Below are 25,674 nucleotides of genomic sequence, written 5' to 3'. Positions count from 1 at the left end.
GTATTTAACGAACGGCGTTTTCGAAATCCTTTTGTTATCTAGGCTAAACTTTAACTAAAAAAAGAACAAGGCTATGAAATTTACTGTCACATTTTGAGCTTGAAAAAGTATTTATACACAAATAGCTTGATCGTACTCAATAAACCGCTTTCTTTAATATTTCAATTTGATGACAAATACTTATTTTCTACTAATTTATTTTGCTTTTTATCTGACTTTACGTTAAAATAAATTTATATGAGAAAGAGGATTAAACCGCTTGTTGTCTTTGTCTTTTTTGTGAGCTTTATTACGATTATTTTAGGAGCGAAGCATTATTCAGAAAGCAAGGAAACTAAACAGCAAAAGGCTGCCATTGAGCAATCATCCACTATCACTCCAAAACAAGCTGATATTTCTGATTCTAACAAGGAAGATAAGACCTACAAACCGATTATTGACCTGTCAGGTTGGCAACTACCAAGTGATATCGATTATGATCAATTAGCGAAAAATATCTCTGGCGCCATTATACGCGTGCATAGCGGAGCACAAGCAAAAAAAGAAAATGCTGCTACACATCTAAATGGGATTGACAAGTCCTATCAACGACATATCGAAGAATTTCAAAAGCGAAATATCCCTGTCGCTGTTTACGCTTATGTTGCTGGTAGCAGTAAGAAAGAAATGCAAAAAGCTGCCGAAAGTTTTTATAAGGCTGCTTCAAAATACAAACCGACTTACTACTGGCTAGATGTTGAAGAAAAAACTATGGAGGACATGAATGCTGGCGTTGAAGCTTTTCGTGCTAAGTTAGCATCATTAGGTGCTAAAAATATTGGGATTTATGTCGGAACCTATTTTCTTGAAGAACATAGTATTTCCACCAAAAAATTTACAGCGATTTGGATTCCAACTTATGGCTACAATGATGGTTATTACAACGCAGCTCCTAAGACAGACTTGAAATACGATTTACATCAATACACATCACAAGGTTCAATTAGTGGTTTTGCACATGATGTCGATCTCAATCAACTGTCTCCTTTAAAAAATCAGACAAAAACGTTTAAAAAATTATTTGGTAATAGAAAACAATGACTCTGTAATGGTTTTCAGTAAAAACTTTACAGAGTTTTTCTCTTCTTCTACTCCATTTATCACTACTTTCTTGTTTCTAAATATGATATAATAACTAGCATAGAAAAGTTTAGGGAGTAATTGATGATTTCTTGGTTGATAAGAATTTTAAAGGGAATTATCATCGCGCTAGGATTTATTCTCCCCGGGGTATCTGGTGGAGTTTTAGCTACTATTTTGGGAATTTACGAGCGGATGATTTATTTTTTAGCGCATATAAGGGAAAATTTTCAGGATAATGTGCTTTATTTTTTACCTGTTGGCATTGGAACGGTTTTAGGAATTGCACTATTTTCCCTGCCGGTTGAATATTTACTAGAGCATTATAAAATCATTGTTTTATGGGGATTTGCAGGTGCGATTATTGGTACGATTCCAAGTTTGCTAAACGAATCTGTCAGAGAATCTGATCGCGATCGAACTGATGTTATTTGGTTCCTTACTACCTTTCTCATTTCTGGTATTTGCCTATATTTTCTCAATAGTTTCGTTGGAACTTTACCTGCAAATTTCTTGACATTTATTTTAGCTGGTGCGCTAATTGCACTAGGAATTCTCGTTCCAGGCTTAAGTCCTTCAAATTTACTTTTAATTTTGGGACTGTATTCTCCTATGCTGATCGGTTTCAAATCTTTAGATATTTTAGGAACTTTTTTACCAATCGGAATCGGCGGTCTTCTCGCACTTGTGATTTTTTCAAAATCTATGCATTATGCTTTAGAAAATTATCATTCTCGAGTATATCATTTTATCATCGGGATTGTCTTGTCGAGTACCATTCTCATCTTGATACCAAATCCTGGGAACAGTGAAAGTATTCATTATGCTAATACTTCTATCATCACTTTGGTTACTGCTGCCTTCTTCTTTGGTTTGGGAACTTGGCTGGGTGCTTGGATGAGCCAATTGGAGGAAAAGTATAAATAATGGCTAAAAAAACAAAAATCAAGAAAACCTTGGTTGAACAAATCTTGACGAAAGCTAAAGTCAACCACAAAGGGCTTCAAATTAATGCTTTAGAAGGAGAATTACCTGAAAAAATAGATCGTTCACAGATTTATAAGACATTAGCCCTAACAGGTGATAAAACAGGTGTTATCATTGGGATCTTGCCCATTACAGAACATCTTTCAGAAAAGAAACTAGCCAAACTATCTGGTAACAAAAAAGTAAGTATGATCCCACAGAAGGATTTGGAAAAAACAACTGGTTATATTCATGGTGCAAATAATCCTGTCGGCATTCGACAAAAGCATCATTTTCCTATTTTTATTGATTATTCAGCATTAACACGCAAGACTATTATCGTATCGGCTGGAGAATTGGGACACAGTATTGAAATTAACGCAAAGGATTTAGCTGATTTTGTTGAGGCAGACTTTGCAGATTTAAAAGAAAACTAATATAACATTCAGAAAGGAAACTGTATGAAACTCTACTTCGTTCGACACGGAAAAACTCAATGGAATTTGGAAGGGCGATTTCAAGGAGCTAATGGTGACTCACCACTACTTGAAACTTCTATCAAAGAACTACACTTGCTTGGAAAACATCTGTCTCACATCAAATTTGATAAGATTTTTTCAAGTGATTTACCACGCGCAATGGCAACCGCACAGATTATCTGTAGTGAAAATCAATATTCATCAGTTGTTGAACCACATACAGAGCTACGCGAGTGGCAACTTGGCTCCCTAGAAGGACAGAAAATTTCCACCATTACTGCTATCTACCCACATCAAATGGAAGCCTTTCGACACAACTTAGCCAAATTCAACAACTCAATCTTTGGCGCAGAATCGGTCTACCATACAACACGACGGACAATCGGCTTTATCAAATCACAAAATAAGCATTCTTATGAAAATCTTCTTTTTGTCGGTCACGGAGCTAATCTAACTGCTTCTTTACGCTTGTTATTAGGGTACGACTTTGCTCAACTTCGTCAGCAGGGAGGCCTTGCCAATGGAAGTGTCACTGTTCTTGAAACACAAGATTTTGGACATTTTACACTTCTTGATTGGAACAATGTTGACCACTTAGAAACAATTGAAACTGTGAGCGTATAAAATCACGGTTTTTCTTTATTTATAGATGAATTTCTGCCTTATTTATGATAGAATGAGGAAGGTAAACTTTAGGAGGAAGAATATGACTACTGAACATATTGAAGAATTAAATGACCAGCAACTGATTCGTCGTGAAAAAATGACCGCTTTAGCAGAACAAGGTATTGACCCTTTTGGTAAACGTTTTGAACGTACTGCAGATTCTGCCCAATTAAAAGAAAAATATAGTGATAAAACAAAAGAAGAACTACATGAATTAGCGGAAACTGCTACCATTGCAGGACGACTTATGACCAAGCGCGGGAAAGGCAAAGTTGGTTTTGCTCATATCCAAGACCGTGAAGGTCAAATCCAAATCTATGTCAGAAAAGATACTGTTGGTGAAGAAAATTATCAAATTTTTAAAAAAGCGGATATTGGCGACTTCCTTGGTATCGAAGGTGAGGTTATGCGCACAGATATGGGAGAGCTGTCAATCAAAGCAACTCACATCACACACCTCTCTAAAGCACTTCGTCCATTACCAGAAAAATTCCATGGACTAACAGACGTTGAAACGATTTATCGTAAACGTTATTTGGATTTGATTTCCAATCGGGAAAGCTTTGAACGCTTCGTAACTCGCAGTCGTATCGTTTCAGAAATTCGCCGTTATCTTGATAACCAAGGATTCCTTGAAGTTGAAACACCTGTACTACATAATGAAGCTGGTGGTGCTGCTGCTCGTCCATTTATTACTCATCACAATGCACAAAATATTGATATGGTACTTCGTATCGCAACTGAATTGCACTTAAAACGTCTGATTGTTGGTGGTATGGAACGTGTTTATGAAATGGGACGCATTTTCCGTAACGAAGGAATGGATGCCACTCACAATCCTGAATTCACTACGATTGAAGCTTATCAAGCTTATGCGGATTTTGAGGATATCATGGACTTGACAGAAGGGATTATCCAAAGTGCAGCTAAAGCTGTTACAGATGCCGAAAGCGTCCCTTATCAAGGTACTGAAATCTCTATCGGTCGCAAATTTGCACGCAAGCATATGCTAGAAGCCATTAAAGAGCAGACGGGTATTGATTTCTGGAAAGAAATGACTCTCGAAGAGGCCACTGCACTAGCTAAGGAACACCATGTAACGGTTGAAAAGCATTTTACAGTTGGTCATATTATCAATGCTTTCTTTGAAGACTTTGTAGAAGATACGTTGATTCAACCTACATTTATCTATGGGCATCCAGTTGAAGTCTCGCCTCTTGCTAAGAAAAATGCAGATGACCCACGCTTTACCGACCGCTTTGAACTCTTTATCGTTGGGCGCGAATTTGCCAATGCCTTTACCGAGTTGAACGATCCAATTGATCAATTATCTCGTTTTGAAGCACAGGCCCAAGCTAAGGAACTCGGAGATGATGAAGCGACTGGTATCGACTACGACTATGTAGAAGCTCTTGAATACGGTATGCCACCAACTGGCGGCCTCGGAATTGGAATTGACCGCTTAATTATGCTGTTGACAGATGTCACTTCTATTCGTGACGTATTGCTCTTCCCTACGATGAAGTAAACAATTTCTTATCAAATGAATACTGAGATAACAAAAATGACCTTGCTCCCTCGTTCAAGAGGGACAAGGTCATTTTTTAACTCTATCATAATTGAATTTTTTCGTTCAAAATTCTACTATAATCAAGAATTATTTCTTTTGCTCCATCATACGGCAAGTCATACACTACATTTGGCATATCTGCACAGGTTTAACAAGTAATCTACCATCATGTATTCCGCCAATAATTTTTCCATTATAATAGATAATAAATTCTCCCATCATAGCTCTATAACTAATATTATCTAATTCAGATACTTGTTTTAAAATAAAGTCTAAGTATTCTTTGCTTGATACCTTTTTTTATATCTCCTTTAATTACTAAAATTTCAATAGTCCATTTTTGTCAAACTTAAAATTTGGTCCCCATGCAACTTCCCAATAATATCCATCTAAATCAGAAAAATAGGCGTGATATCCACCCCAAAAGGTGTCTTGTGGTTCTTTTACAATTCTTCCACCAGCATTTCGTACTAATTCAATTACACTATCAACATCTTCTTTTTGTTCAACATTGTACGCTAATGTAATTCCAGAAAATCCATTTCTCTTTGGTGGGTTATGTTCATCAATATCTTTTGCCAATTGTTCTAAAGGAAATAGTTCAAATTTTGTTCCTGGAGTATTGAAAAAACATACTGGCGGATTATTTTCTTTACAGTCAGTCTTATATCCTAAACCATCTCTGTAAAACTTTATTGACTTTTCCATATCGCTAACACCTAAACAAATACAAGTAATCTTATTCATTACTACCTCCATAATTTCTAATTAACTTTCATCTAATAAATTAAGATTTGTCTTTCTCATCTGGCTTTCGCAGGTTTCTTTTCCGGAAGTTCAGCATACATACCATCCAGAAGTTCCAGAATTAGAGCCTTATCATCAAAACTATCAAATACATGCATCAAGGTTTTTGAATCTTCATACGGATAACGCAGTTCGGAATCTGCAAGCAGTCTGTCCGATGTCGGCGTTCTCTTTAAAAACAGTTCATTATTGCAAATGTCACCTATCAGCTTACCATTAAAATATACAAGGTATCCGCCCATCATAGATTTTATGACAATATCGCCGGATTTAGAAAAACTATCGCGAACATATTCATTAATTTCATTCACCATGATTATCCCCCTCCAAATTCAAATTTATCTATATCGCCCTAATCTTATCATTTATCAATTTGATAAACGCTATCACTGTTTCTCCTATCATCGGAAGCCCGTAAGGACTAAATAGGAAGCCGATAAGCAATCCTGATATGCCTATTCCGACTTCTCCTTGATTGAAAGAAGCTAATGCTCCAAATATGCAACATCATAACGATATACAACAACGCCGTTCCTATGCCAAGCAAGAATGTCAGAAAAGTTGTTAAAATTGATAAGATAAGACTAATTTACCATATTTAAAGTAAGTTAAAAAGCACGATCACAGTGCTCGTATCTATTTTAATATCTTCCTATAAATTTTTCTTTTGCAATTTTAGTATATCGTTTAATAAACTTACACTTTGCATCAGTGTAGCCGTCTCTATCATGTTCAAATTTCTTCCATAAGTTCAGCTTTAAATGTTCATATTCTTTCGCTACATTATGATTCTCACGTAAATAATCTCTGAAATATAGTTCATCGTTATCTCCGACAACTCTAATGTGAAGATGAAAGACTTTTTCTGCAAAACCTTGCTCTGTGTATCCTTTATTTAATAAGATTCGCTGTGTACTTTGACTCATGCATAACCACTTATTTTCAACAAGAATATTTTTCACTATTTCTAGTTCTTCTGCTAATCGAACCTCAAGTAATATATCTACTATATTCTTTGCCCATATATTTTGAACCGCAGTACTACCAATATGAGATATTCTTACTATATATTTAGCTGGTATCAGGGACAAAATAGCAGTTGCTTCCTCATCATACCAATCCGCCCATTCTTTATTATGTTTTACAAGAAATATGGGAAACAACTGCCATAATTCTTCTAAACTCATATCTTCTAATTTTTTACTCAATCTGTTCTCCACTAGTTTGCATTTATTTCTCACATTTATTATCATTATAACATTTTCAATGTGCATCAGGCGTTTATTATTTCTGATTAAAACTTTTAGCTATCACTACACGAAAAAACAAGTCCAATCTAATCAGACTTGTTTCCTTTTTATTTTTATAAGGAGTTTACATAACGATCGACTGCTAGGATAGCACCTGCAATATCAGATGCTGAAATCTTAAACGGCATCTGATGAATGGTTTCACCTTCAATAGTAGCTTGCTTACCAACCTTGAGCAAATCATCATAGCTGGCATTTTCTAAATACATTTCTGCCAAGGTCGTGGGCATACCAATTTTCTGATAGAAACGAATATATTTTTCCAACTCCTCTTTTGGACGGTTTTCAAGAAAGAGCTGTGTTAGCGTTCCATAAGCTACTTTTTCTCCATGAGTCAGATGATGAATATCACCAGTCAGAGCTGTAAATCCATTGTGAATGGCATGAGCAGCAGCCAATCCACCACTTTCAAAACCAACACCGCTGAGAAGCGTATTAGCCTCAATGATATGCTCAAGAGCTGGTGTTACCACCTGCGCCTCACAAGCAGCCAGTGCTTGTAAACCATCTGCAAAAAGAGTTTCTTCACATTTTTGAGCAATAGCTGCGCCTGCTAAAGTCTGTCTTTGTCCCAGCATGGTCTCTCCATTTGCCTGCATAACCGCACGCGCTTCAACCCAAGTCGCTAAACCATCTGCAATTCCAGAAGCCAACAAGCGCTTTGGAGCTTGAGCAATGACCTTTGAATCTACTAGAACAAGATCTGGGTTCTTGGTGTAAAAAATATATTTTTCAAATGCTCCTTCCTCAGTATAAATTACTGAAAGAGCTGATGTTGGTGCATCTGTCGAAGCAATAGTCGGTGCAATCACGACGGGATTTCCCAATAAATCTGCAATTGCCTTAGCACTGTCAATTGTTTTTCCACCACCAAGACCAATCACTAGATCTGCTCCATCTTTTTCAGCTAAAGCAGCTACCCGATTGATTTCATTATCCGAAGCTTCACCATTAAAACTGACATGCAATATATGAAGTCCATAGCGAGTAAGACAGGATTGGAACTTCTTTCCTACAATTTGATAAACAGTGTTGTCACAAAGCAAAACTGGATGGTTTCCTAAGTTCAAAATCTGTTTTGCATTTTCAAATAAGGCATCTTCACCTTGAATATAGCGAGAAGGGCTTGCAAAAGTTCTCATAAAATACCTCTTCCTACGCAAAAATGGAGATTAGATGTACTTTTGACCATGAATGAATGACCAATCTGCTGCAAAATCATCTACTGCCTTTGAAATAGACGGCATAGCAAAAGCTGCTTCAAAGACATCCGCACCTGCTGTAATAGCATGGGTACCATCAGCAAAAGCCTTGTTGACTTGTCCTACATTTTTAAAGGAAGCTGCTAAAATTTTGCTAGATGAACCTTCTTTCGCAATCGCATCTGCCAATTGGCCAATAACTACATCTGAATCAATGTTCAAATTTTCCATACGGTTATAATAAGGAGCTAAATAATCTGCACCTGCTTGAATGGCTAATAAACCTTGGAAAATGGTATAAATAGCAGTTGCCGTAATCTTGTAACCTTCTGCTTTTAAAACCTTTATAGCGGCTAAACCTTCAGGGGTTACAGGTACTTTGACAAACACATTTCCACTACAATGCTTGCGAATTTCAGCGGCATCTTTTAAAATTCCCTGATAATCTTTGGCAACAACCTGAATATGAATGGAAGGAGCTTCCCCAATAATTTCTCTAACTTCTTGGATGCGTTTAAAGAAATCAATCTCCCCCTCTTTTTTAGCGATGGTCGGGTTAGAAGTCACTCCTGCCAAGGGGAGAATTTGCGACCATTTTTTTATTTCTTCTACATTTAATGTATCAAGCATGAATTCCATAAACTGGACCTCTTTTATAATGTGTGTTCTGTACGTCCGATAATATCATCTTGTGTTGCTTTGGAGAGTACATTGAAGAATGCCGAATATCCTGCAACACGCACAATCAAATCACGGTGTTTTTCAGGATGTTTTTGCGCATCAATCAAGGTTTCTCTAGAAACAACATTGTATTGAATATGATAACCGTGTAAACGGTTAAAAAACGTACGAAGTAAAGCAATCAATTTAATTTTATCTTCTTCCTTAGACAGGGTCTGAGGATTCACTTTTTGATTGAGCAGAACGCCCCCAACGATTTCATCTGTCGGCAATTTAGAAACAGATTTCAATACAGAAGTCGGACCATTCTTGTCCATATTGTGAGATGGAGAACAGCCTTCAGCGAGCGGTGTCCCTGCATTGCGACCATCTGGTGTCGCCAAAGTACCACGACCTTGACCAACATTGGCTGAAATAGAAGATGTTCCTGAGTAGCGGATACCGCCAATTGGACCACGTCCATAACGGGTATTTGGATATTTAGCGATTTCATCCACATAAATATCATAAGCATCAGTCACCAGCTTATCAGCGTAATCATCATCATTACCATATTTCGGTGCATCAGAAATCAACATCTCCTGAATTTCCTTGCCGCGCTCACTCGCATAGTCCGTTTCAAGCGCATGCCAGAGTTCAGCTGGAGTCAGTTTGCCTTCTTCAAAGACTAGCTTCTTGATTGCTGCTAGTGAGTCTGATAGATTGGCAATTCCAACTTGCAAACCGGAAATATAGTCATAGACAGCTCCGCCTTCTTTCAAATGCTTTCCACGACCGATACAATCGTCTGTCAAAGCTGAGCAGAGAATATCTGGTACTTCTCTTTCTAGAGAAAGGTCGATAGAATTTTCCACGATGACACTCATACGAGTCAAGTGGCGCAAAGTCTTGTCCCAAGCCGTTTGCAGCTCAGCAAAGCTCTTCATGTCTTTAAAATGACCGAAGCTTGGTGCAAAACGCTTGCCAGATGCGGGATCAATTCCATCGTTCATAGTGATGAGAAGCACCTTAGGGAAGTTCATATAGCTCATTCCCGTACAACGGTAGCCCCATTTACCTGGCACAGCTGTCTCCACACAGCCGATAGCACTGTAGTCGTATGCATCTTCTTCCAAAACGCCTTTGGCAATAAAGGACGGAATAATAATCTCGTCATTATTGAAAGCAGGCATTCCAAAACCTAGTTTCATAACTTCTATGCATTCGTTCATAAAACGAGCATCTAGACCAGCATGGTAGCGAACTGTTAAGTTTGGCTGTGGCAAATGCGTCTGTGCAACAGATCTCAAAACCAGATAAGAAAGGGGATTTACAGCATCTTTCTTATCACGTGTTTGTCCACCAATTGTCACATTTTGATACAAAGGACTACCAGCAGATGAGAAAGTATGAGCCTGGCTGCGTACTTTATTGATCGTAATCGTCTTAATCCAAAGATTGGTTAAGCGTTCGACAATGCTTTCTTCCGTCTCGCGACCAGCTTCCAAGTCCGACTTAACATAAGGATACATGTATTGGTCAAAGCGCCCATAAGAGAGGGAGTGACCATTAGACTCAATCTGTAAAATACACTGGATAAACCAGACAGACTGAATAGCTTCAGCAAACGTTTCAGCTGGTTCGTAAGGCACTTTGGAACAAATTCGAGCAATTTCCAATAATTCTTGACGGCGCTCTGGGCTTGCAGACTCTGCCATATCTTGAGCTAATTTGACAAAACGCTCCGCATAAGCTTTCACAGCATCCACTACAATGAAAATTGAATCATAGAAATGATATTTATCAATACTAGCCGGATCTGTCAAATCCAAGGCCTCCTTAGCTGCCCGAGCTTTTTCTTCAAAACCTTTCAAACCATATTGAAGCAATTTTTGATAGTTGACTGCCAAGTGAGCATCACCAGAGTTCATCTTTCCTTCCATGCCAAAGAAGCCAGTTTCCATATAAACCTGAACTTCTTCTGGAAGTAAAGCCCCAGCTCTAGCACGGAGGTTATTGTTTTCCCAGAAGGGAGCGATGCTCCGGATTTGTTCTTTGGTTTCCTCTGTAATATAGAAAACATCGCCATCGCGCTTTTCAAAAAGATCTAATTCATTGAGTACAAATTCTAAAGTATACTCTGGGAAAATAGGTGCATCTTTATTAGATGAAGCCTGATTTCCAACAATCATGGTCTCATCTTCAATATAAAGCGTCATATTTTCCAAAATTTCCTTAAGCATATAAGCACGCTTCAGAACATTTGGCTTTTCTTTATGTTCTTGATAAGCTCTTGTCGCAAGAACAGCACGTTCAGCATCAATATAAGGTTTCTTGTCCAGCACATCTTCCCGATACTTGTTCATTCGGTCCGTTAAACTACCAAAATAATTCGTTTGTATCGTCGTTTTTTCTATTTCTTTTACATTAGTCATCACAGCACAACCTTTCTTATGAAATTATTTTTATTTCTTTCGTAACTATTGTAGCATGCAAGATGCAAAAATTCAATCATTTATAATCAATTATCAAATTAAAGATTTTTTGCACATTTGTGCTCAACCAACGTTAAAATAATTTCTTTACAGTGATACAATGTAGTTTATCCTTCCGCTTTCAGTTCATTACTGTAAGCAAGATTGTCTTGGAATTTAAAGAATGGGAAATAGATGAGAGTGGACATAGCTAAAATGACAACTTGGATGAGAGCACCTTGCCATCCTGCCACTAAGAAACCAGAAATAATAGCTGGTGTACTCCATGGCAAGGTCACCCCTGAAAATGGCTGCATAAAGCCAATTGCTATAGAGCCATAAACAATTACAGCCGCTAAAACAGGTACAAGAATAAAAGGCAAGAACATGACGGGATTCATAACAATTGGGAATCCAAAGACAATCGGTTCATTGACATTAAAGATTGCTGGAAAAGCAGCAACCTTTCCTAGTGCTTTATATTGCTTAGACTTAGCTGCAAAGAGCATGGCTACCACCAAACCAAAAGTAATACCAGAACCAGACAAAATAAGGAAACTATCCAAGAATTGCTGAGTGACAATGTGAGCACCTTTTCCAACAGATAACTTTCCAGCAGCAAGCAAGGCTTTATTAGCATCCAGATTTGAAAGTAAGAGAGCGGTCACTACACCATTGACAACAGATTGTCCGTGTACACCAAACCACCATAGGAAAGAGATGAAAAAGGCAATACCGATTGCACCGTAAAGGGAACCAGTCAATCCTTGCAGCGGTACTTGAATCACACCGTAAATCATTTCGATAAAAGTACCACCCTTTGTCAGCATTTTAGCAAGAATATAGACTACCATGGAAAGGAAGAATATCACAAAAGCTGGAATCATAGCCTCAAATTGCTTGGCGATCGCTTGAGGAACTTGCTCTGGCATCTTAATAACAATATGTTTTTGAATAAACATGGTATAGATACTACCGACAACCAAACCAATAATAATGGCTCCAATAATCCCCTGACCGCCAAACCAAATCTTGGCAATCGCGTCTGTAATTTCTTCACCTTTTTCTGGAATATAAGAAGATTTTAAAAGAATGAAGAAAGAAGACACAGATAACACACCTGCCGGCAACGGCTCTACACCACTATTTTTAGCATAAGAATATCCTATGGAGAAACAGGAAATCAAACCCATAATCGCAAAAGTTCCTGAGTAAACCTGCATAAATGGCTCGGTCCAATTTTTCCCAAAAATGCCTGCAATCGCCTGATTGAGGCCTTCAAATGGTAACTGTCCTACGATCAGAAAGATACTTCCAACAACTGTCAAGGGCAGAATTGCCAACATACCATCCTTTAAGGCAATAATACCGCGCATATTGACAAATTTCATAATCGGCGCAATAATTTTTTGAGTATCTATTTTAGCCATAACTAAGCTCCTTGTTTTTGTTCCAAAAGCCCCAAAGCGAGATTCAATACTTTTTTACCATCTAGCATGCCATAATCCGCCATTGGAATGACCGCAATTGGAATATGGTTCTCTTCGCAAATGGCAGCTGACTTATCCAAAGTATAAGCTACTTGTGGTCCTAACAAAGCAACATCCAAGTTTGGTGCATAATCTGCTAACTTGGCCTGAGAATAAGCATCAATCTCAACCTCTAAACCAGCTTCTTTCGCAGCTATTTTCATATTATTGACCAACATTCCTGTTGAAAAACCTGCTGCACAAAACAACCCAATTTTAATCATATCTTCATCCTCCTGATGATTTATTTTTTCACTTGTAATTCTTTTCTCAAGTCAATGATTTCCTTGATAAGATTAATTTCTGTAATACTGGTCATCAAATGATCCTGAGAGTGGACAAACAAAGCTGTAATTTCTGTCTTTGTTCCCCCCGCTTCCTGTGCCAAAAACTCCGTTTGAAGATTATGAGCTTCTAATAATGCCTGATCTGCCAATTCTAGATACTCATTACACTTTTCAAACTCACCATTTTTTGCTAATGACAAAGCTTGGTAAATATGCTGTTTGGCATCCCCAGCATGCAAGATTAACCCCATAATGATTTGATCAGCTACAATCACTTCCATATTTAACGTTACTCCTATTTTTATTTACAAAATATATCTTTCTTTTATTTGAAAGCGTTTTATTTTTGTTTGTAACTCAAATTTATCATCTTTCTCTTATTCCGTCAATATATCACTGAACAAATTCTCTTTTTTTATATTTATCGCACATTTGTGCTTATAGAATAAAATAAAAAGGGTCAGAATCATTATTCTTGACCTTTTGAAAATGAAATAATGAGGAAAAGGAGAACTTTTATAAACTACTAATTAACTGCACTATTATCCAATTCCAACACTTTTAAAATAGTTGCTTCATCTGTAACTAAATGGTTGACATACCCAGCACGTAAAACCGCCAAAATAGCGGCAGCTTTTTGACGACCATAGGCGAAAGCCAGACTGTAAGGAACTGTTTTTAAATAATCTAAAGAAATAGCAACTGTTCGATTTTGCAACTGTTCATCAACCAACTCACCATTTTCATCAAAAAAGCGGCAACAAATTTCTCCGACAGCTCCTTCATTTTCCACTGTACGAAAATCTTCAGCCGTCAGCATATCCAACCACTGCCGATTCTTTTCATCCACTTGTCCGCCAATACCAACAACAACCACATCTAGTTCTTGCCAACTTCTTTTTAAGTCCTCAAAATATTTAGAAGATAAAATTCCTTTTGCTAAGATCTCGTCTTCCTGTATAATCGTCGCATTCATAAAGCGACAATCCCCATGGTATTTATTAGCCATACTGTAAATGAGGGTATTAACATGATAACGAGCATGAATATGGCTAGGTCCGCCAGCCAATGGAAAAAAATGCACATTATTCAAGTGCCGACTGCCCGAGTGTTCTACCAAGAGACTAAGACTCTTTCCCCATGAAAATCCAACTTTAGCATTGTCATCAATCATCCCCCGAAGCATTCCTGCCGCTGATTGAGCTAACCGCTGCTCCAAATCAGAAGGTGAATCATCCACTTGATTTGCTACGATTTCAAGTCCTTTTAACCCATACTTCTCTTTCACTACATTTTCTAAATGAAACAAACGCGTATCAAAGGCTTCAATCTCGATTTTGACAATGCCTTCCTTTTTAGCTTCAGCCAGCATACGACTCACAGTTGTCCGATAAATCCCTGTCTCTGCTGCAATTTCTGCCTGACTTTTCTCCTCTACATAATAAAGATAAGCAATCTTAGCTAATAGCCTTTTTCTTTCACTTTTCATCTTATCTCCCTCTACTTATCAGACTAGAGTCAATTTGATATTGGCTGCTTTTAGGCGTTGAACCGCGGCTGTCGGAATAGCTTGATCGGTTACCACCTGCGAAACCTGTTTCAAACCAAAGCGCTTGACAGTCCCTCTTTTATCAAATTTACTCGAATCTGTTAACACAATCATTTTATCAGATGCTTCCGACATATATTGCACCACTTCGCTACGCATTAAATCCTTACCTGTAAAACCAAGCTCTTCATCATAGCCATCAGTCCCTACAAAAGCATGTTCTACATGGAAAAATTGAATCATTTCCTTAAGCAAAGGACCGACCGTAACTTGCGAATCGTTCTGAAATTCACCGCCTAGCAAGATAATCTTGCAAGAATCTACTTTTCTCACATAGTCTGCGATAAAATAAGAATTTGTAATAATTTTCACATTCTTCTTAGTACGACAGATTTCTTCAGCTAACAGAGCACAAGTTGAACCAGATTCAATGATAATCGTTTCATTGTCTGCAACAATTTTTGCCGCTTCTTGTGCTATCTTTCGCTTGGTATCATAATGAAAAGAAAGCCGGACATTCAGGTCATCACCACTATTTAAGACCGCATAACCGTGCTCCCGATGAAGTAAGCCTTTCATTTCCAGCTTATCCAAGTCTTTCCGAATCGTAACTTTAGAGACTTTTAATTTATCAGATAAAGTATTAACATCAATTTTTTCAAACTCTGAAACGAGCTTAACGATTTCATCTAAACGTTCCATTTTATTCACCTCATTCTTTATTTTAACAGAATTTAAGGAATAAATAAAATAAAAAATAGTTTCATTCGTAATTGTTTTTCTTTCGTTTGTTTGATATAATAAAAGAAAATAAGCAAGAAAAGAGTGTACATCATGAGTGCAGAAAAAGGAATCATTTTTAATATTCAACATTTTAGTATTCACGACGGACCAGGAATTCGGACAACTGTTTTTCTAAAAGGCTGTCCCTTACGCTGTCCTTGGTGTGCCAATCCAGAATCTCAGAAATTTAAACCTGAGCCCATGTTAGACGCTTCTAGCAAAAAGACTATCACCATGGGAGAGGAAAAAAGCGTTGAAGAGATTATCAAAGAAGTTCTCAAAGATAGAGAATTTTATGAAGAATCAGGTGGAGGCCTGACCTTGTCTGGTGGAGAAATCTTTGCCCAATTTGAATTTGCCAAAGCAATCCTTAAAGCTGCCAAAGAAAAAGGTATCCATACAGCGATTGAAACGACAGCCTTTGTAGATCATAACAAATTCGTTGATTTGCTCCAGTATGTAGATTTTATCTATACTGACTTAAAACATTACAACACCATCAATCACCGCAAAGTCACAGGGGTCAAAAATGAACTAATTATCAAAAATATTCATTATGCTTTTTCGCAACAAAAAACCATTGTCCTGCGTATTCCTGTTATCCCTAGCTTTAATGACTCTCTAGAAGATGCCGAACAATTTGCTATTTTATTTAAAAAATTATCTATTGACCAAGTACAACTCTTACCTTTTCATCAATTCGGTGAAAATAAATATAAATTACTAAAACGCCCTTATGAAATGGAAAATGTGCAAGCTCTACATCCGGAAGACCTCTATGATTATCAGCAAGTTTTTCTTGATTATGAAATCAACTGTTATTTTTAGCTCCTCTTTTTCTCCAAAAAACAATCCATTTCTTACGAAATGGATTATTTTTTTATCTTTTCTTGGGCAGATGCAACGACATCTGCAAGGCTGGTTTTACTCAGTTCTTTTTCCATTGCTACTTGAATTTCTGATAATTTATCATCTAAAACGAAATGAATATTTCTGCCAATGGGACAAGACGGATTGGGATGCTCATGAAAGCTAAAGAGTTGTCCCGATTTTCCCAGACTTTCTACTGCTTGATAGACATCCAAAAGGGTAATATCCTTTAAATCTTTCCTAATGATAGCTCCTCCCCTCCCACGCGCTACAGAAATCAAATCCGCACTTTTCAATTGCGATAAGATTTTGCGAATAATAACAGGGTTTACTCCAACGCTAGCTGCTAGAACATCACTCGTTACTTTGTGCTCTTGACATTCTAGTGCTATAACAGTCAACATGTGCGTAGCAATGGTAAAACGACTCGAAATTTGCATGTTAAACTCCTTTCATTTGCTGATTCTATTACTCATATACTTTATTTACGTTGTGACTTCATATATTACGTCTAAAAAACTCCTTAAGCTGCGCAACATAGTCTTCTCGCTCACTAATTGCTCGAAGTAAATCATGGTTATGGGTGTGATGAATCCCATTGACAAGGCTTTCGTAATATACTTCATAATAAGGCAACTTCAATGTTCTAGCCATTTCCAATTCTTTATTTACATCATAAGCCACTCGTCGAAAATCGACATCTGCTAATCCCTGTTCATCAATTTTTAAAATAGCATACTGAGCTCGCAGATCCTTTCGCAAACAAGCATCTAGAAAAAACGGCTGACCGATAGATCCCGGATTGATAATCATCTGTCCCCCCGTCGCATAACGAAGAAATTGCTGATGAATATGACCATAAATGGCAATGGCACAATTGTTACCTTCAAACAGGCTATCAAAATTCTCTTGTTGACCAATATGAATTAGCTCTCGTCCCCAATTTTTATCTGGCAAATGATGAGTCACAGCAATTTCTAAATCGCCAACTTTTGTCAAAAGCTGCAAAGGCAACTCATGCAATCGGTCTAGTTCTTCAGGTGTGACTTCTTCCAAAAGATACTGGCATAAACAAACCATATATAAATGACTAGGGCGACTGATATTTAATTTCCTATGAAGAGCATTCCAAATGCTATCTTCCCAATTTCCCCGCACTTGAAGACTAATCGGTAAAGTAGCCATTAAGTCAAGAATTTTCTTTCGCCCCGTTCCGGGTGCCAATAAATCTCCCAAAAACCAGTAATCGGTCACCTGTTCCTTTTTGGCGTCCGCTAAAACAGCTTCTAATGCCGTTACATTTCCATGAATATCTGATAATAAAGCAATTTTTCGTTTCATCGTCTCATTTTACGTGTCCTTTATAGAAATATTATAACAAACCAAGAAAAAACTTCCACTCCCAAGTTTGAGTGAAAGTTTTACTGACTCATCAATCTACTGACTTCAACGCTTCCAACATATCAATACGTCTCAATATTGCATTGACCATAAATCCTAAGACAATCAAAATCATGATGATAGAAAAGACTGGTACAAGATAGACAAACACCGATACTGTCGGGTTGAGCAGAAAGGCATCCGGAGCAATTGTCTCTAAAAGAGAACGATGTAAAATATCTCCTAAAAACAAGCCTACAATAATGCCAATAATAGACAAAAGAATGGTCTCTCGATAAATATAAAGTGTGACTTCCTTATTATGGAACCCCAATACTTTAATCGTTGATAATTCTCGAATCCGCTCCGCAACATTGATGTTCATCAAGTTATAAAGAATTACAATGGCTAGTAAAATAGAGGCAACAGTTAAAATCTGCATCACAAAGCCAAGAGACTTGACAATAACATCAATTTGTTCCAAAATCCCCGTATTTTGTACAACTGCTCGTACACCTGTTAATTTCATGAATGCTGCTGCAGTATCTTGTATATTTTTACTAGAGGAATCTTTCAATTTTATCAGATAAGCATTTTCTTGGAACTTGCGATCAAATACTGTTTGATAATAGTCCTGATTCATAAAGATAAAATGCCCTGCATACATTTCAGCGATAGCAGAAACTTTGATTTTATAGCGTCTCCCCTCATCAGAAGTCACCTCAAAAGTATCCCCAACAGAAACATGCATAATGGTTGCTAATTTCTGAGAAATGACCGCTCCATGCGAAGACAACATCAATTTCGATTTGCTTCGACTCTCATTAAGCTCCATGAAATGATGAAAATTCTTGCCTGTTGTTACAAATAACGCGAGAGATTGTTCATCTTTTGCTCCTTGAATTTTTTTGGTAAATCCTTCCTGATAGATACCGTGTTTCTTGGCTATTTTTTTATCTGCCAATAACTGACTGATTGCTGCTTGCTCATCAGATTTGAGATAATGTTTTTGCGAAATGACAGCATCATATTTGATAATTTCTCCATACTGACGATTTCCTATACCTGCCATAGAAGATGACAAACCGAGACCAGCAAATAAAAGGGCGACGGAGCCTGCCACACCAAAAATAGTCATCAGCATTCTTTGCTTGTAGCGAAAGATATTTCGAGCTGTTACTTTTTGCGCAAAACTAAGGCGATGCCAAATAAAACCAATCCGCTCTAGCAAGATCTTAGAGCCTTTATTAGGTGCCTTAGGTAACAATAATTGAGACGGCTTTTCTTTCAATTCTTTATGTGCAATATAGAGGGCTGGTGCGACGCCACACAAGACCGAGCATAAAAGAGCAATGAGACTAATTTCCCAATAAAAGTCTAATCGCAAAGCTGGATAAGTTGATGTCTTAAAAATAGTTTTCCCTAAAATATAAGGTAAGAAATAAGTCCCCGCTAAAATTCCAATTACTGAACCGATTAAACTTGAAACCAAGCCATAGACGGCAAATTTTTTAACGACATCTTGGTTCCGATAACCTAAGGCTTTTAAAACGCCAGCATTTGTGCGTTCTTCGCTGACAAAACGTGTCATCGTTGTGACTGTTACAAGGGCCGCTACCAGATACAGTACAATCGGAAAAGCATTCCCTACGGCTGAGATGCCATAAGCACGATTGCCAGTTGTTGTGTACTCGTCCGCTCCCGGAAATGTACGGCGTGTATACACACGGTAGGTTGGCACAGACAAACCCGCTACTTCATCTTTTGCCTTTTGAATGTCCGCTTGACCATTTTTTATTTTTGTTCCAGCATCTTTCTTTTGCTTCGCATATTCAGTTTTTTTATCGTTCAATGTTGCCTGAGCTTGGTTTAATTGCGTCTGACCATCTGCAATTTGTTGTTTTGCCTGCGCCAATTGGGCCTGGCCTGCTTGGTACTTGGCTTGCTTATCTCTTAAGGTTGCCTGACCACTTTGATATTGAGCCAAGCCTGCGTCATATTCAGCTTGTTTCGCACGCAATGTCACGACAACAGATTGGTATTGGGCAAGTCCCGTTTGATAAACCGTTTCTTGGCTTTGGTACTGTGACAATCCAGCTTGAAATTCAGCCTGCTTTTTCTCTAATTCTGCACGAGCAAGATTTAATTTCGCTTCTTCTTGTGCTAGTTGAGTTTGTGCTGCCACAATTTCAGGCACTGTTGCTGGATCAATTCCTTGTGCTTGAAGCGCGGTCATTTTTTTCTGCAAATTCGCTTTAGCTGCTGCTAATTGAACTTGACCTTTTTCCAATTCCGCCTGCGCTATGGCTAATGTAGCTTGAGTATTTGTTCCATTTTCTTTTGCAGCAGACAACTGACTAGCTGCCTGATCTAATTGGGCTTTCATTTGGTTCAATTGTGCCCAACCTGAAGAAAGTTGAGCAGCGGCTGTATCCAATTTTGCTTTCGAGCTTGCTAAAATTTGTTCAGCCTGTGCAATTTGAGCTGCGCCCTGTGCAAGCAAGCTTTCTTTTTCAGTTAGTTGACCTTGAGCAACCTCTAAATCTGCTCTTTTTTGATCAATTTGATCCTGCGCATTCCTTAGTTGCTGCTGGGCATCTGCCAATGCTTGTTGAGAAGTTTGAATTTTTGCTTCTCCGTCCGCAATTTTTGTCTGTGCTTGGGCTTTTATCTCTGATAAACGTTTTTTTCCATTATCAGCTAGTAGCTTTTCTAACTCATCTTCATGCTGTTTTACCTTTTTTCGATAGGAATCCCCAAAGGAGTTGAGTGTTTTTAAATTGTTATATCTCAAACGAGCGACCGTATAGACTGAACTTTGAAACGTTTTGGGCGTCACAACTGCATAAGCAGACAAGGTACCACTCCCTGAGTTAGAACTGCCAAGAGAAATAGTTGAAGCCAATTCACTTGAATTGACAAATCCTGTCACTGTAAAGGTATGTCGTTTCAAAGCATACTCATTGGTCCCTTCCTCGTTTAAAGTAATGCTATCACCAATCTTATATTTCCTTTGACAAAAACTAGCCAGAGCAACTTGGTCTTCCTTGGTTGGAAAATAACCTGAAACCAGTTTAAATTGGGATATTTTATCTGTTTTGGAGAAAACGCGGACAGACGCAGAGCTGTCCCCAATCACCGTATCCGTAAAATAGCCATATTCCACATATGTATTTGGAATTGCATTCAGTTCTTTTTGATCAGCTTTGCTGATACCATAGTCTGACATCACTGCCACATCCATCATTTTCATCTGCGAAAGATAACGATTGGCTGAATTTTCAATGTCTGGACTGGCTGCTTTCAGTCCTACTAACGCAAAAGAACCTAACATCATTAAAAACATAATAGACAGAAAGCGTCCTTTGGACTGACGAAAAGAGAGCCTGATGTCCTTATTTAGAATGGATTTTTTCATATCACCACTCCTCACTAATACTCTAGACTTGCAATATCTTGAGGATGTTCATTCAAAGTGACGGATTGTATCCGTGCGTCATGCATATGAATCACACGGTCTGCAATCGGAGCTAAGGCACTATTGTGGGTCACAATAATCACTGTCGCACCTTGTTTACGTGACATATCTTGAAGGATTTGCAACACATGCTTACCTGTTTTATAATCCAGCGCGCCTGTTGGTTCATCACAAAGCAAAATTTTAGGATTTTTTGCCACGGCACGCGCAATGGAAACACGTTGCTGCTCGCCACCAGATAATTGAGTAGGAAAATTATTGAGACGATTTTCCAAGCCAACTGCTGCTAGCGCTTCTGCTGCATCCTGTGCATCTTGAACAATTTCTGAAGCCAGCTCAACATTCTCTAGCGCCGTCAGATTAGGAACTAAATTATAAAATTGAAATACAAAACCAACATCATTTCTCCGATAGTCCGTCAACTGGTGAGCGTTGTAATGTGCTATATTTTGCCCATCAATCAGGACATCTCCCTCGTCATTGCTATCCATTCCACCAAGAATATTCAAAATCGTTGATTTTCCAGCGCCTGAAGCTCCAAGAATGATGACTAGCTCACCTTTTTCAATCTCAAAAGAGATGTCATTGTTAGCAATGATTTCTGTGTCTCCCATTTGATATCGTTTGTAACTATGCTTCATTTCAATATAAGCCATCGCCTTTTCCTCTTTCAGTTTCCATGTCCAATTAAATAAACAAGCTGTTGATTGAATCCTATCTTTATTATAAAATAGACTTAACATAAAGGCAATCATCAATTATCAACAGAGTGTTCATTTAAGGAGTATTATGGTACAAAATCGACAAACAGCAACCAAGCAGCATATCAGAGAAGCCCTCATTCAGCTCTTGTTAGAAGAAAAATTTGAAACAATTTCCGTTAGTAAACTCTGTCAACGAGCAGGTATCAACCGTGGAACTTTCTACCTTCATTATCTTGATAAATTCGACCTAATTGAAACACTAAAAGAAGAAATTATTTCCCAATTACGTAAAAATTTTGAAGAAACTACAAACACACATGACCTAATCATTACCAATCTAAGCTATCTCCAACAAAACCATGACCTAATTTATGCTGTTTCTCAAAGTCATTACCTCAATTTCCGTGAAACAATCCGTGAATTTATGCTTAGTATTTTAACGAACGATCAGCACAAAGTTCAAACCGAACACTTTTTAAAAGAAAATTTCCCCATTTCTGAAAAATATGCACTTGAAGTTTTTCTATCTAGCATAGAGGGCATTATCTCACTCTGGATTTCAAGCGGCACTAAAGAAACGCCTGAAGAAATGACGAATATGATTTTACAAACCTTTGATTACGATGCTTGGCGATTGTAAACTAAAAAACTCTATTTCTATAAAAGGGATTTCCTCAATTAGAAATAGAGTTTTTGATATACATTTTTTCTAAAGCTCAGAAATTGAAAGGTTGTAAAATGAGACGACAGCATACAGGCTATGATGTTCTATTGCATATCTTTATAACCAGTCGTGTCATCATTGCAACCTATCATCTACTTTTTAGCTTAGTTATCCTTATCATCTATGCGTGATTTTCTAGCAATATCAGCCAAAATATGGTCTACAAATTCTGCAAGTGTTTCTGTATGCGTTTGTTTGCTGCCATAACGACGGACATTCACCGTACCATCTGCTTGTTCCTTGTCCCCTACAATCAATTGATAAGGAACTTTATGAGTTTGACTTTGACGAATCTTGTATTGCATTTTTTCATTGCGTTCATCGACATCCACACGGACACCACGATTGCGCAGTTCTTTCGCTACTTTCCAAGCGTAATCAGCATGCGCTTCATTAGAAATTGGAATGACCGTCACTTGATGAGGTGCCAGCCAAGTTGGGAACGCACCTTTGTAAGTTTCAATCAAGTAAGCAATAAAGCGTTCCATCGTAGACACAATACCACGGTGAATCATGACTGGACGATGCTCTTCACCGTCTGCTCCGATATAATGAAGATCAAAACGTTCTGGTAGCAAGAAGTCCAATTGAATAGTGGAAAGAGTTTCTTCATTTCCAAGAGCTGTTTTTACTTGAACATCCAACTTAGGACCGTAGAAAGCAGCTTCGCCTTCTGCCTCAAAATAGTCCAAACCTAAATCATCCATTGCTCCTTTTAGCATGCGTTGAGCATTTTCCCACATTTCATCATTATCAAAATATTTATGTTTGTCATTCGGATCACGATAAGACAGACGGAAACGATAGTCTGTAATATTGAAGTCTTTGTAAACGTCAATCATCAAATCCAGCACATGTTTAAATTCTTCTTGAATTTGCTCTGGCATGACAAATAAGTGAGAATCGTTTAGGGTCATTTCACGAACACGTTGGAGTCCTGAAAGTGCACCTGATTTTTCAAAGCGATGCATCATACCAAGTTCCGCAATACGAATAGGTAACTCACGATAAGAATGAACATGGTTTTTATAAACCTCAATATGGTGTGGGCAATTCATCGGACGAAGAACAAATTGTTCACCATCTCCCATATCCATCGGTGGAAACATATCTTCTTGGTAATGTTCCCAGTGACCAGAAGTTTTATATAATTCTACACTTGCAAGTGGTGGTGTATATACATGTTGGTAACCATCATTGACTTCACGGTCTGTAATATAGCGTTCTACGATACGACGAATAGTCGCACCATCTGGAAGCCAAAATGGAAGACCTTGCCCAACCTCAGGAGAAATCATGAAAAGATCAAGCTCTTTACCGAGCTTACGGTGATCACGTTCCTTGGCTTCTTCACGCATTTGAAGATAGTTTTTTAGGTCTTTCTTATCAAACCAAGCTGTTCCATAAATCCGTTGCATCATAGCATTGTCACTGTTCCCACGCCAGTAAGCACCTGCTACATTGAGCAAATGGAAAATTTGAATACGCCCAGTTGACGGTACATGAGGTCCACGGCAGAGATCCACATATTCACCTTGACGGTAAATTGTAAGACCTCCTTCGTCTTCTGAATGCTCCTCAATCAATTCTAACTTGTAAGGATCGTTTTTGAAAATTTCTCGTGCTTCATCCTTTGTCACTTCTTCGCGGATTGACGGGAAATTTTCCTTGACAATCTTCTTCATTTCTTCTTCGATACGAGGCAGATCTTCGTTAGAGATTTGACCAGCTGTATTGTCCGTATCGTAGTAGAAACCGTCCTGAATAGCAGGACCAACCCCTAAGTGAATCTCTGGGAAGAGACGACGAGTAGCTTGCGCAAACAAGTGAGCGGCAGAGTGACGCAAGATATCCAAAGCGTCTTCGTGGTCAGGTGTCACAATCTCGATTGATCCATCTTCTGTAATGGCACGAGTGGTATCGATGAGTTTGCCGTTGAATTTACCAGCCAAGGCTTTCTTAGCAAGAGAATTGCTAATAGATTGAGCAATTTCAAAAGTTGTTACGCCAGATTCGAATTCACGCACAGCGCCATCTGGGAAAGTAATCTTAATCATAATTTTCTCCTTTAGTATCTATTCTGTTTATATTGGACAATTTTAAGAGCCGAGCAACCTCTTCCACAGTCTGCTTTTCTGATTGACTACCATCTGCTATGAGGCTAGGATAGCCTAATTTCATCGCTTCCTTCCGAACCATTTGGGCAAAAAGAATGTCTCGCTGCATCCAGTTTTCAAAAGCTTGCTCAGGATTGGTTGTTCCCTCTAAGACATAAGGAACCCATTCTCTCTGTTTATAATGCTTTTTCTGAAAATCAGCTGTCGGAGTCAAGCATAGATAGGAAGACGCTGGCCATTCAAGCTCCTTTACCAAGTGAGGCAAAAGTCCTGCCCCCTCCAACAAGAGTGGTCTATCTTGATTTTTTATCAAGTAAGATTTTACATAAGGAAAAATCTCTTCATAAAAGCGCCATTCTTCATCTGCCATCTCTTCTGGATTTCTCATCCAGATTTGTTCCGGATTTCTGTCCTGTCTAAGAAGGCAAATCGGCCGTGAGTCTACACTTGCTTGACTCATCATCTCGTCTACCAAATCATCCAGCTTGATATGAAGCAGCTGATACTGTCTAGCAAGAAGTGAAGCAATTGTTGACTTCCCGCTGCAAGGCGATCCGCCAATCATATAAAGCATAATTCTTCCTCCTTCTGACAAAATAAAAAGCGGCATCCATAAAAGGACGTCGCAACGTGGTTCCACCTTCATTCGTGCATATCAAAAAGACCTACACCTCAGACTGGCTTTAACGTAGCCACCGTTTTATGTTTGCATAAAAGTTACTTTAGAGTAGTCCCAACTGCCTTCCTCTACACGTTTTCCAGCCCCACGCGTTCTCTAAAAAATTCCAACCAGCGGTATGTCTCTAAGAAATATTATAGCACGATTAAAAAAATTTGCAAGCTTTACAATCAGATGGTTTGTGTCTGAATTTTTGGGAATTTGGAAGAAAAGAATAGGTCAGTTTTGGAACCATTCGAAACAGCACAGCTCTAAAACTTGTAGCTAAACTTCCAATGCTTCCGCCACGTTTTGGAACCATTCGAAACAGCACAGCTCTAA

At 38.2% G+C, this 25,674-nt stretch carries 24 protein-coding genes and 2 pseudogenes; 7 read left to right on the top strand and 19 right to left on the bottom strand.

Features of this window, described 5'->3' with window-relative positions:
• Positions 1-237: 237 nt before the first annotated feature.
• The 5 genes from HMPREF2963_RS08155 to lysS all read left to right on the top strand — a co-directional run bounded on the left by HMPREF2963_RS08155 (position 238) and on the right by lysS (position 4,758).
• Positions 238-1,080, top strand: a complete 843-nt coding sequence (locus HMPREF2963_RS08155) for a glycoside hydrolase family 25 protein (protein WP_003068529.1) — start codon at positions 238-240, stop codon at positions 1,078-1,080.
• A gap of 123 nt (positions 1,081-1,203) precedes the next feature.
• Positions 1,204-2,046 carry a DUF368 domain-containing protein gene (locus HMPREF2963_RS08150; RefSeq protein WP_070669364.1) on the top strand — a complete coding sequence of 281 codons (843 nt, stop codon included), beginning with the start codon at positions 1,204-1,206 and terminating at the stop codon, positions 2,044-2,046.
• Positions 2,046-2,522, top strand: coding sequence for an aminoacyl-tRNA deacylase (locus tag HMPREF2963_RS08145; protein WP_003068525.1), 477 nt, complete (start codon positions 2,046-2,048; stop codon positions 2,520-2,522). Before HMPREF2963_RS08150 ends, HMPREF2963_RS08145 begins: the two co-directional genes overlap by 1 nt.
• Positions 2,523-2,546: 24 nt before the next feature.
• Positions 2,547-3,188 (top strand): histidine phosphatase family protein, encoded by a 642-nt coding sequence (locus HMPREF2963_RS08140; protein ID WP_006268068.1) that lies wholly within the window; start codon positions 2,547-2,549, stop codon positions 3,186-3,188.
• Positions 3,189-3,270: 82 nt separating this feature from the next.
• Positions 3,271-4,758, top strand: a complete 1,488-nt coding sequence (gene lysS / locus HMPREF2963_RS08135; RefSeq protein WP_070669363.1) for a lysine--tRNA ligase — start codon at positions 3,271-3,273, stop codon at positions 4,756-4,758.
• A 124-nt stretch (positions 4,759-4,882) separates the two neighbouring features.
• Here lysS and HMPREF2963_RS09620 read toward each other — a convergent pair.
• From HMPREF2963_RS09620 to HMPREF2963_RS08080, 13 genes and pseudogenes are all read right to left on the bottom strand, one after another.
• Positions 4,883-5,022 (bottom strand): annotated as a pseudogene (locus HMPREF2963_RS09620) (competence protein TfoX); the annotation flags it as partial.
• Positions 5,023-5,118: 96 nt separating this feature from the next.
• Positions 5,119-5,547 carry a VOC family protein gene (locus tag HMPREF2963_RS08130; RefSeq protein WP_003032481.1) on the bottom strand — a complete coding sequence of 143 codons (429 nt, stop codon included), beginning with the start codon at positions 5,545-5,547 and terminating at the stop codon, positions 5,119-5,121.
• Between the two features lie 56 nt (positions 5,548-5,603).
• Positions 5,604-5,918 (bottom strand): TfoX/Sxy family protein, encoded by a 315-nt coding sequence (locus HMPREF2963_RS08125; protein ID WP_003032465.1) that lies wholly within the window; start codon positions 5,916-5,918, stop codon positions 5,604-5,606.
• A gap of 31 nt (positions 5,919-5,949) precedes the next feature.
• Positions 5,950-6,196, bottom strand: a pseudogene (locus HMPREF2963_RS09455) (CD1845 family protein).
• A 52-nt stretch (positions 6,197-6,248) separates the two neighbouring features.
• Positions 6,249-6,815, bottom strand: coding sequence for a GrpB family protein (locus HMPREF2963_RS08120; RefSeq protein ID WP_006269696.1), 567 nt, complete (start codon positions 6,813-6,815; stop codon positions 6,249-6,251).
• Positions 6,816-6,970: 155 nt separating this feature from the next.
• Positions 6,971-8,059 carry a glycerol dehydrogenase gene (locus HMPREF2963_RS08115; RefSeq protein ID WP_006269607.1) on the bottom strand — a complete coding sequence of 363 codons (1,089 nt, stop codon included), beginning with the start codon at positions 8,057-8,059 and terminating at the stop codon, positions 6,971-6,973.
• A gap of 30 nt (positions 8,060-8,089) precedes the next feature.
• Positions 8,090-8,758 (bottom strand): fructose-6-phosphate aldolase, encoded by a 669-nt coding sequence (locus tag HMPREF2963_RS08110; RefSeq protein WP_070669362.1) that lies wholly within the window; start codon positions 8,756-8,758, stop codon positions 8,090-8,092.
• Between the two features lie 14 nt (positions 8,759-8,772).
• The gene (locus HMPREF2963_RS08105; RefSeq protein ID WP_070669361.1) at positions 8,773-11,214 is read right to left on the bottom strand and encodes a glycyl radical protein; all 2,442 of its coding nucleotides are present in this window, start codon (positions 11,212-11,214) and stop codon (positions 8,773-8,775) included.
• A 167-nt stretch (positions 11,215-11,381) separates the two neighbouring features.
• A complete protein-coding gene (locus HMPREF2963_RS08100; RefSeq protein ID WP_006268325.1) occupies positions 11,382-12,683 on the bottom strand; it encodes a PTS sugar transporter subunit IIC in 1,302 nt (433 codons plus the stop codon).
• Between the two features lie 2 nt (positions 12,684-12,685).
• Positions 12,686-13,006, bottom strand: a complete 321-nt coding sequence (locus HMPREF2963_RS08095; RefSeq protein ID WP_003023895.1) for a PTS sugar transporter subunit IIB — start codon at positions 13,004-13,006, stop codon at positions 12,686-12,688.
• Positions 13,007-13,026: 20 nt separating this feature from the next.
• Positions 13,027-13,350, bottom strand: coding sequence for a PTS lactose/cellobiose transporter subunit IIA (locus HMPREF2963_RS08090; RefSeq protein WP_003023891.1), 324 nt, complete (start codon positions 13,348-13,350; stop codon positions 13,027-13,029).
• 245 nt (positions 13,351-13,595) lie between these two features.
• Positions 13,596-14,558 (bottom strand): sugar-binding transcriptional regulator, encoded by a 963-nt coding sequence (locus HMPREF2963_RS08085; protein WP_049516583.1) that lies wholly within the window; start codon positions 14,556-14,558, stop codon positions 13,596-13,598.
• Positions 14,559-14,576: 18 nt separating this feature from the next.
• Entirely contained in the window at positions 14,577-15,320 is a 744-nt protein-coding gene (locus HMPREF2963_RS08080) for a DeoR/GlpR family DNA-binding transcription regulator (RefSeq protein WP_003028982.1), read from the bottom strand.
• Positions 15,321-15,452: 132 nt separating this feature from the next.
• Between HMPREF2963_RS08080 and HMPREF2963_RS08075 the strand changes: the two genes are divergently transcribed.
• Complete coding sequence (locus HMPREF2963_RS08075; RefSeq protein WP_070669360.1) at positions 15,453-16,229, top strand: glycyl-radical enzyme activating protein; 777 nt, start codon at positions 15,453-15,455, stop codon at positions 16,227-16,229.
• A 44-nt stretch (positions 16,230-16,273) separates the two neighbouring features.
• On the opposite strand, the gene HMPREF2963_RS08070 is transcribed toward HMPREF2963_RS08075, so the two are convergent.
• The 4 genes from HMPREF2963_RS08070 to HMPREF2963_RS08055 all read right to left on the bottom strand — a co-directional run bounded on the left by HMPREF2963_RS08070 (position 16,274) and on the right by HMPREF2963_RS08055 (position 21,785).
• On the bottom strand, positions 16,274-16,711 hold the full coding sequence (locus tag HMPREF2963_RS08070) for an Rrf2 family transcriptional regulator (protein WP_037598567.1): 438 nt from the start codon (positions 16,709-16,711) through the stop codon (positions 16,274-16,276).
• A 58-nt stretch (positions 16,712-16,769) separates the two neighbouring features.
• Positions 16,770-17,612, bottom strand: a complete 843-nt coding sequence (locus tag HMPREF2963_RS08065) for a metallophosphoesterase family protein (RefSeq protein WP_070669359.1) — start codon at positions 17,610-17,612, stop codon at positions 16,770-16,772.
• A 91-nt stretch (positions 17,613-17,703) separates the two neighbouring features.
• Positions 17,704-21,069, bottom strand: coding sequence for an FtsX-like permease family protein (locus HMPREF2963_RS08060; RefSeq protein WP_070669358.1), 3,366 nt, complete (start codon positions 21,067-21,069; stop codon positions 17,704-17,706).
• 14 nt (positions 21,070-21,083) lie between these two features.
• Positions 21,084-21,785, bottom strand: a complete 702-nt coding sequence (locus tag HMPREF2963_RS08055) for an ABC transporter ATP-binding protein (protein ID WP_006269667.1) — start codon at positions 21,783-21,785, stop codon at positions 21,084-21,086.
• A gap of 133 nt (positions 21,786-21,918) precedes the next feature.
• On the opposite strand from HMPREF2963_RS08055, the gene HMPREF2963_RS08050 reads away from it, so the two are divergent.
• Positions 21,919-22,473 carry a TetR/AcrR family transcriptional regulator gene (locus tag HMPREF2963_RS08050; RefSeq protein ID WP_003068478.1) on the top strand — a complete coding sequence of 185 codons (555 nt, stop codon included), beginning with the start codon at positions 21,919-21,921 and terminating at the stop codon, positions 22,471-22,473.
• 188 nt (positions 22,474-22,661) lie between these two features.
• On the opposite strand, the gene thrS is transcribed toward HMPREF2963_RS08050, so the two are convergent.
• Together thrS and HMPREF2963_RS08040 are read right to left on the bottom strand one after the other, a co-directional pair.
• On the bottom strand, positions 22,662-24,614 hold the full coding sequence (gene thrS / locus HMPREF2963_RS08045; protein ID WP_070669357.1) for a threonine--tRNA ligase: 1,953 nt from the start codon (positions 24,612-24,614) through the stop codon (positions 22,662-22,664).
• The gene (locus HMPREF2963_RS08040; protein ID WP_070669356.1) at positions 24,607-25,248 is read right to left on the bottom strand and encodes an adenylate kinase family protein; all 642 of its coding nucleotides are present in this window, start codon (positions 25,246-25,248) and stop codon (positions 24,607-24,609) included. The genes thrS and HMPREF2963_RS08040 overlap by 8 nt, the downstream gene beginning before the upstream one ends.
• Positions 25,249-25,674: the final 426 nt, after the last annotated feature.

Origin of the sequence: Streptococcus sp. HMSC067A03 (assembly GCF_001814295.1) — a bacterium.
Classification (GTDB): Bacteria; Bacillota; Bacilli; order Lactobacillales; family Streptococcaceae; genus Streptococcus; species Streptococcus constellatus.
This window is presented reverse-complemented; position numbering and strand designations above follow the sequence as displayed.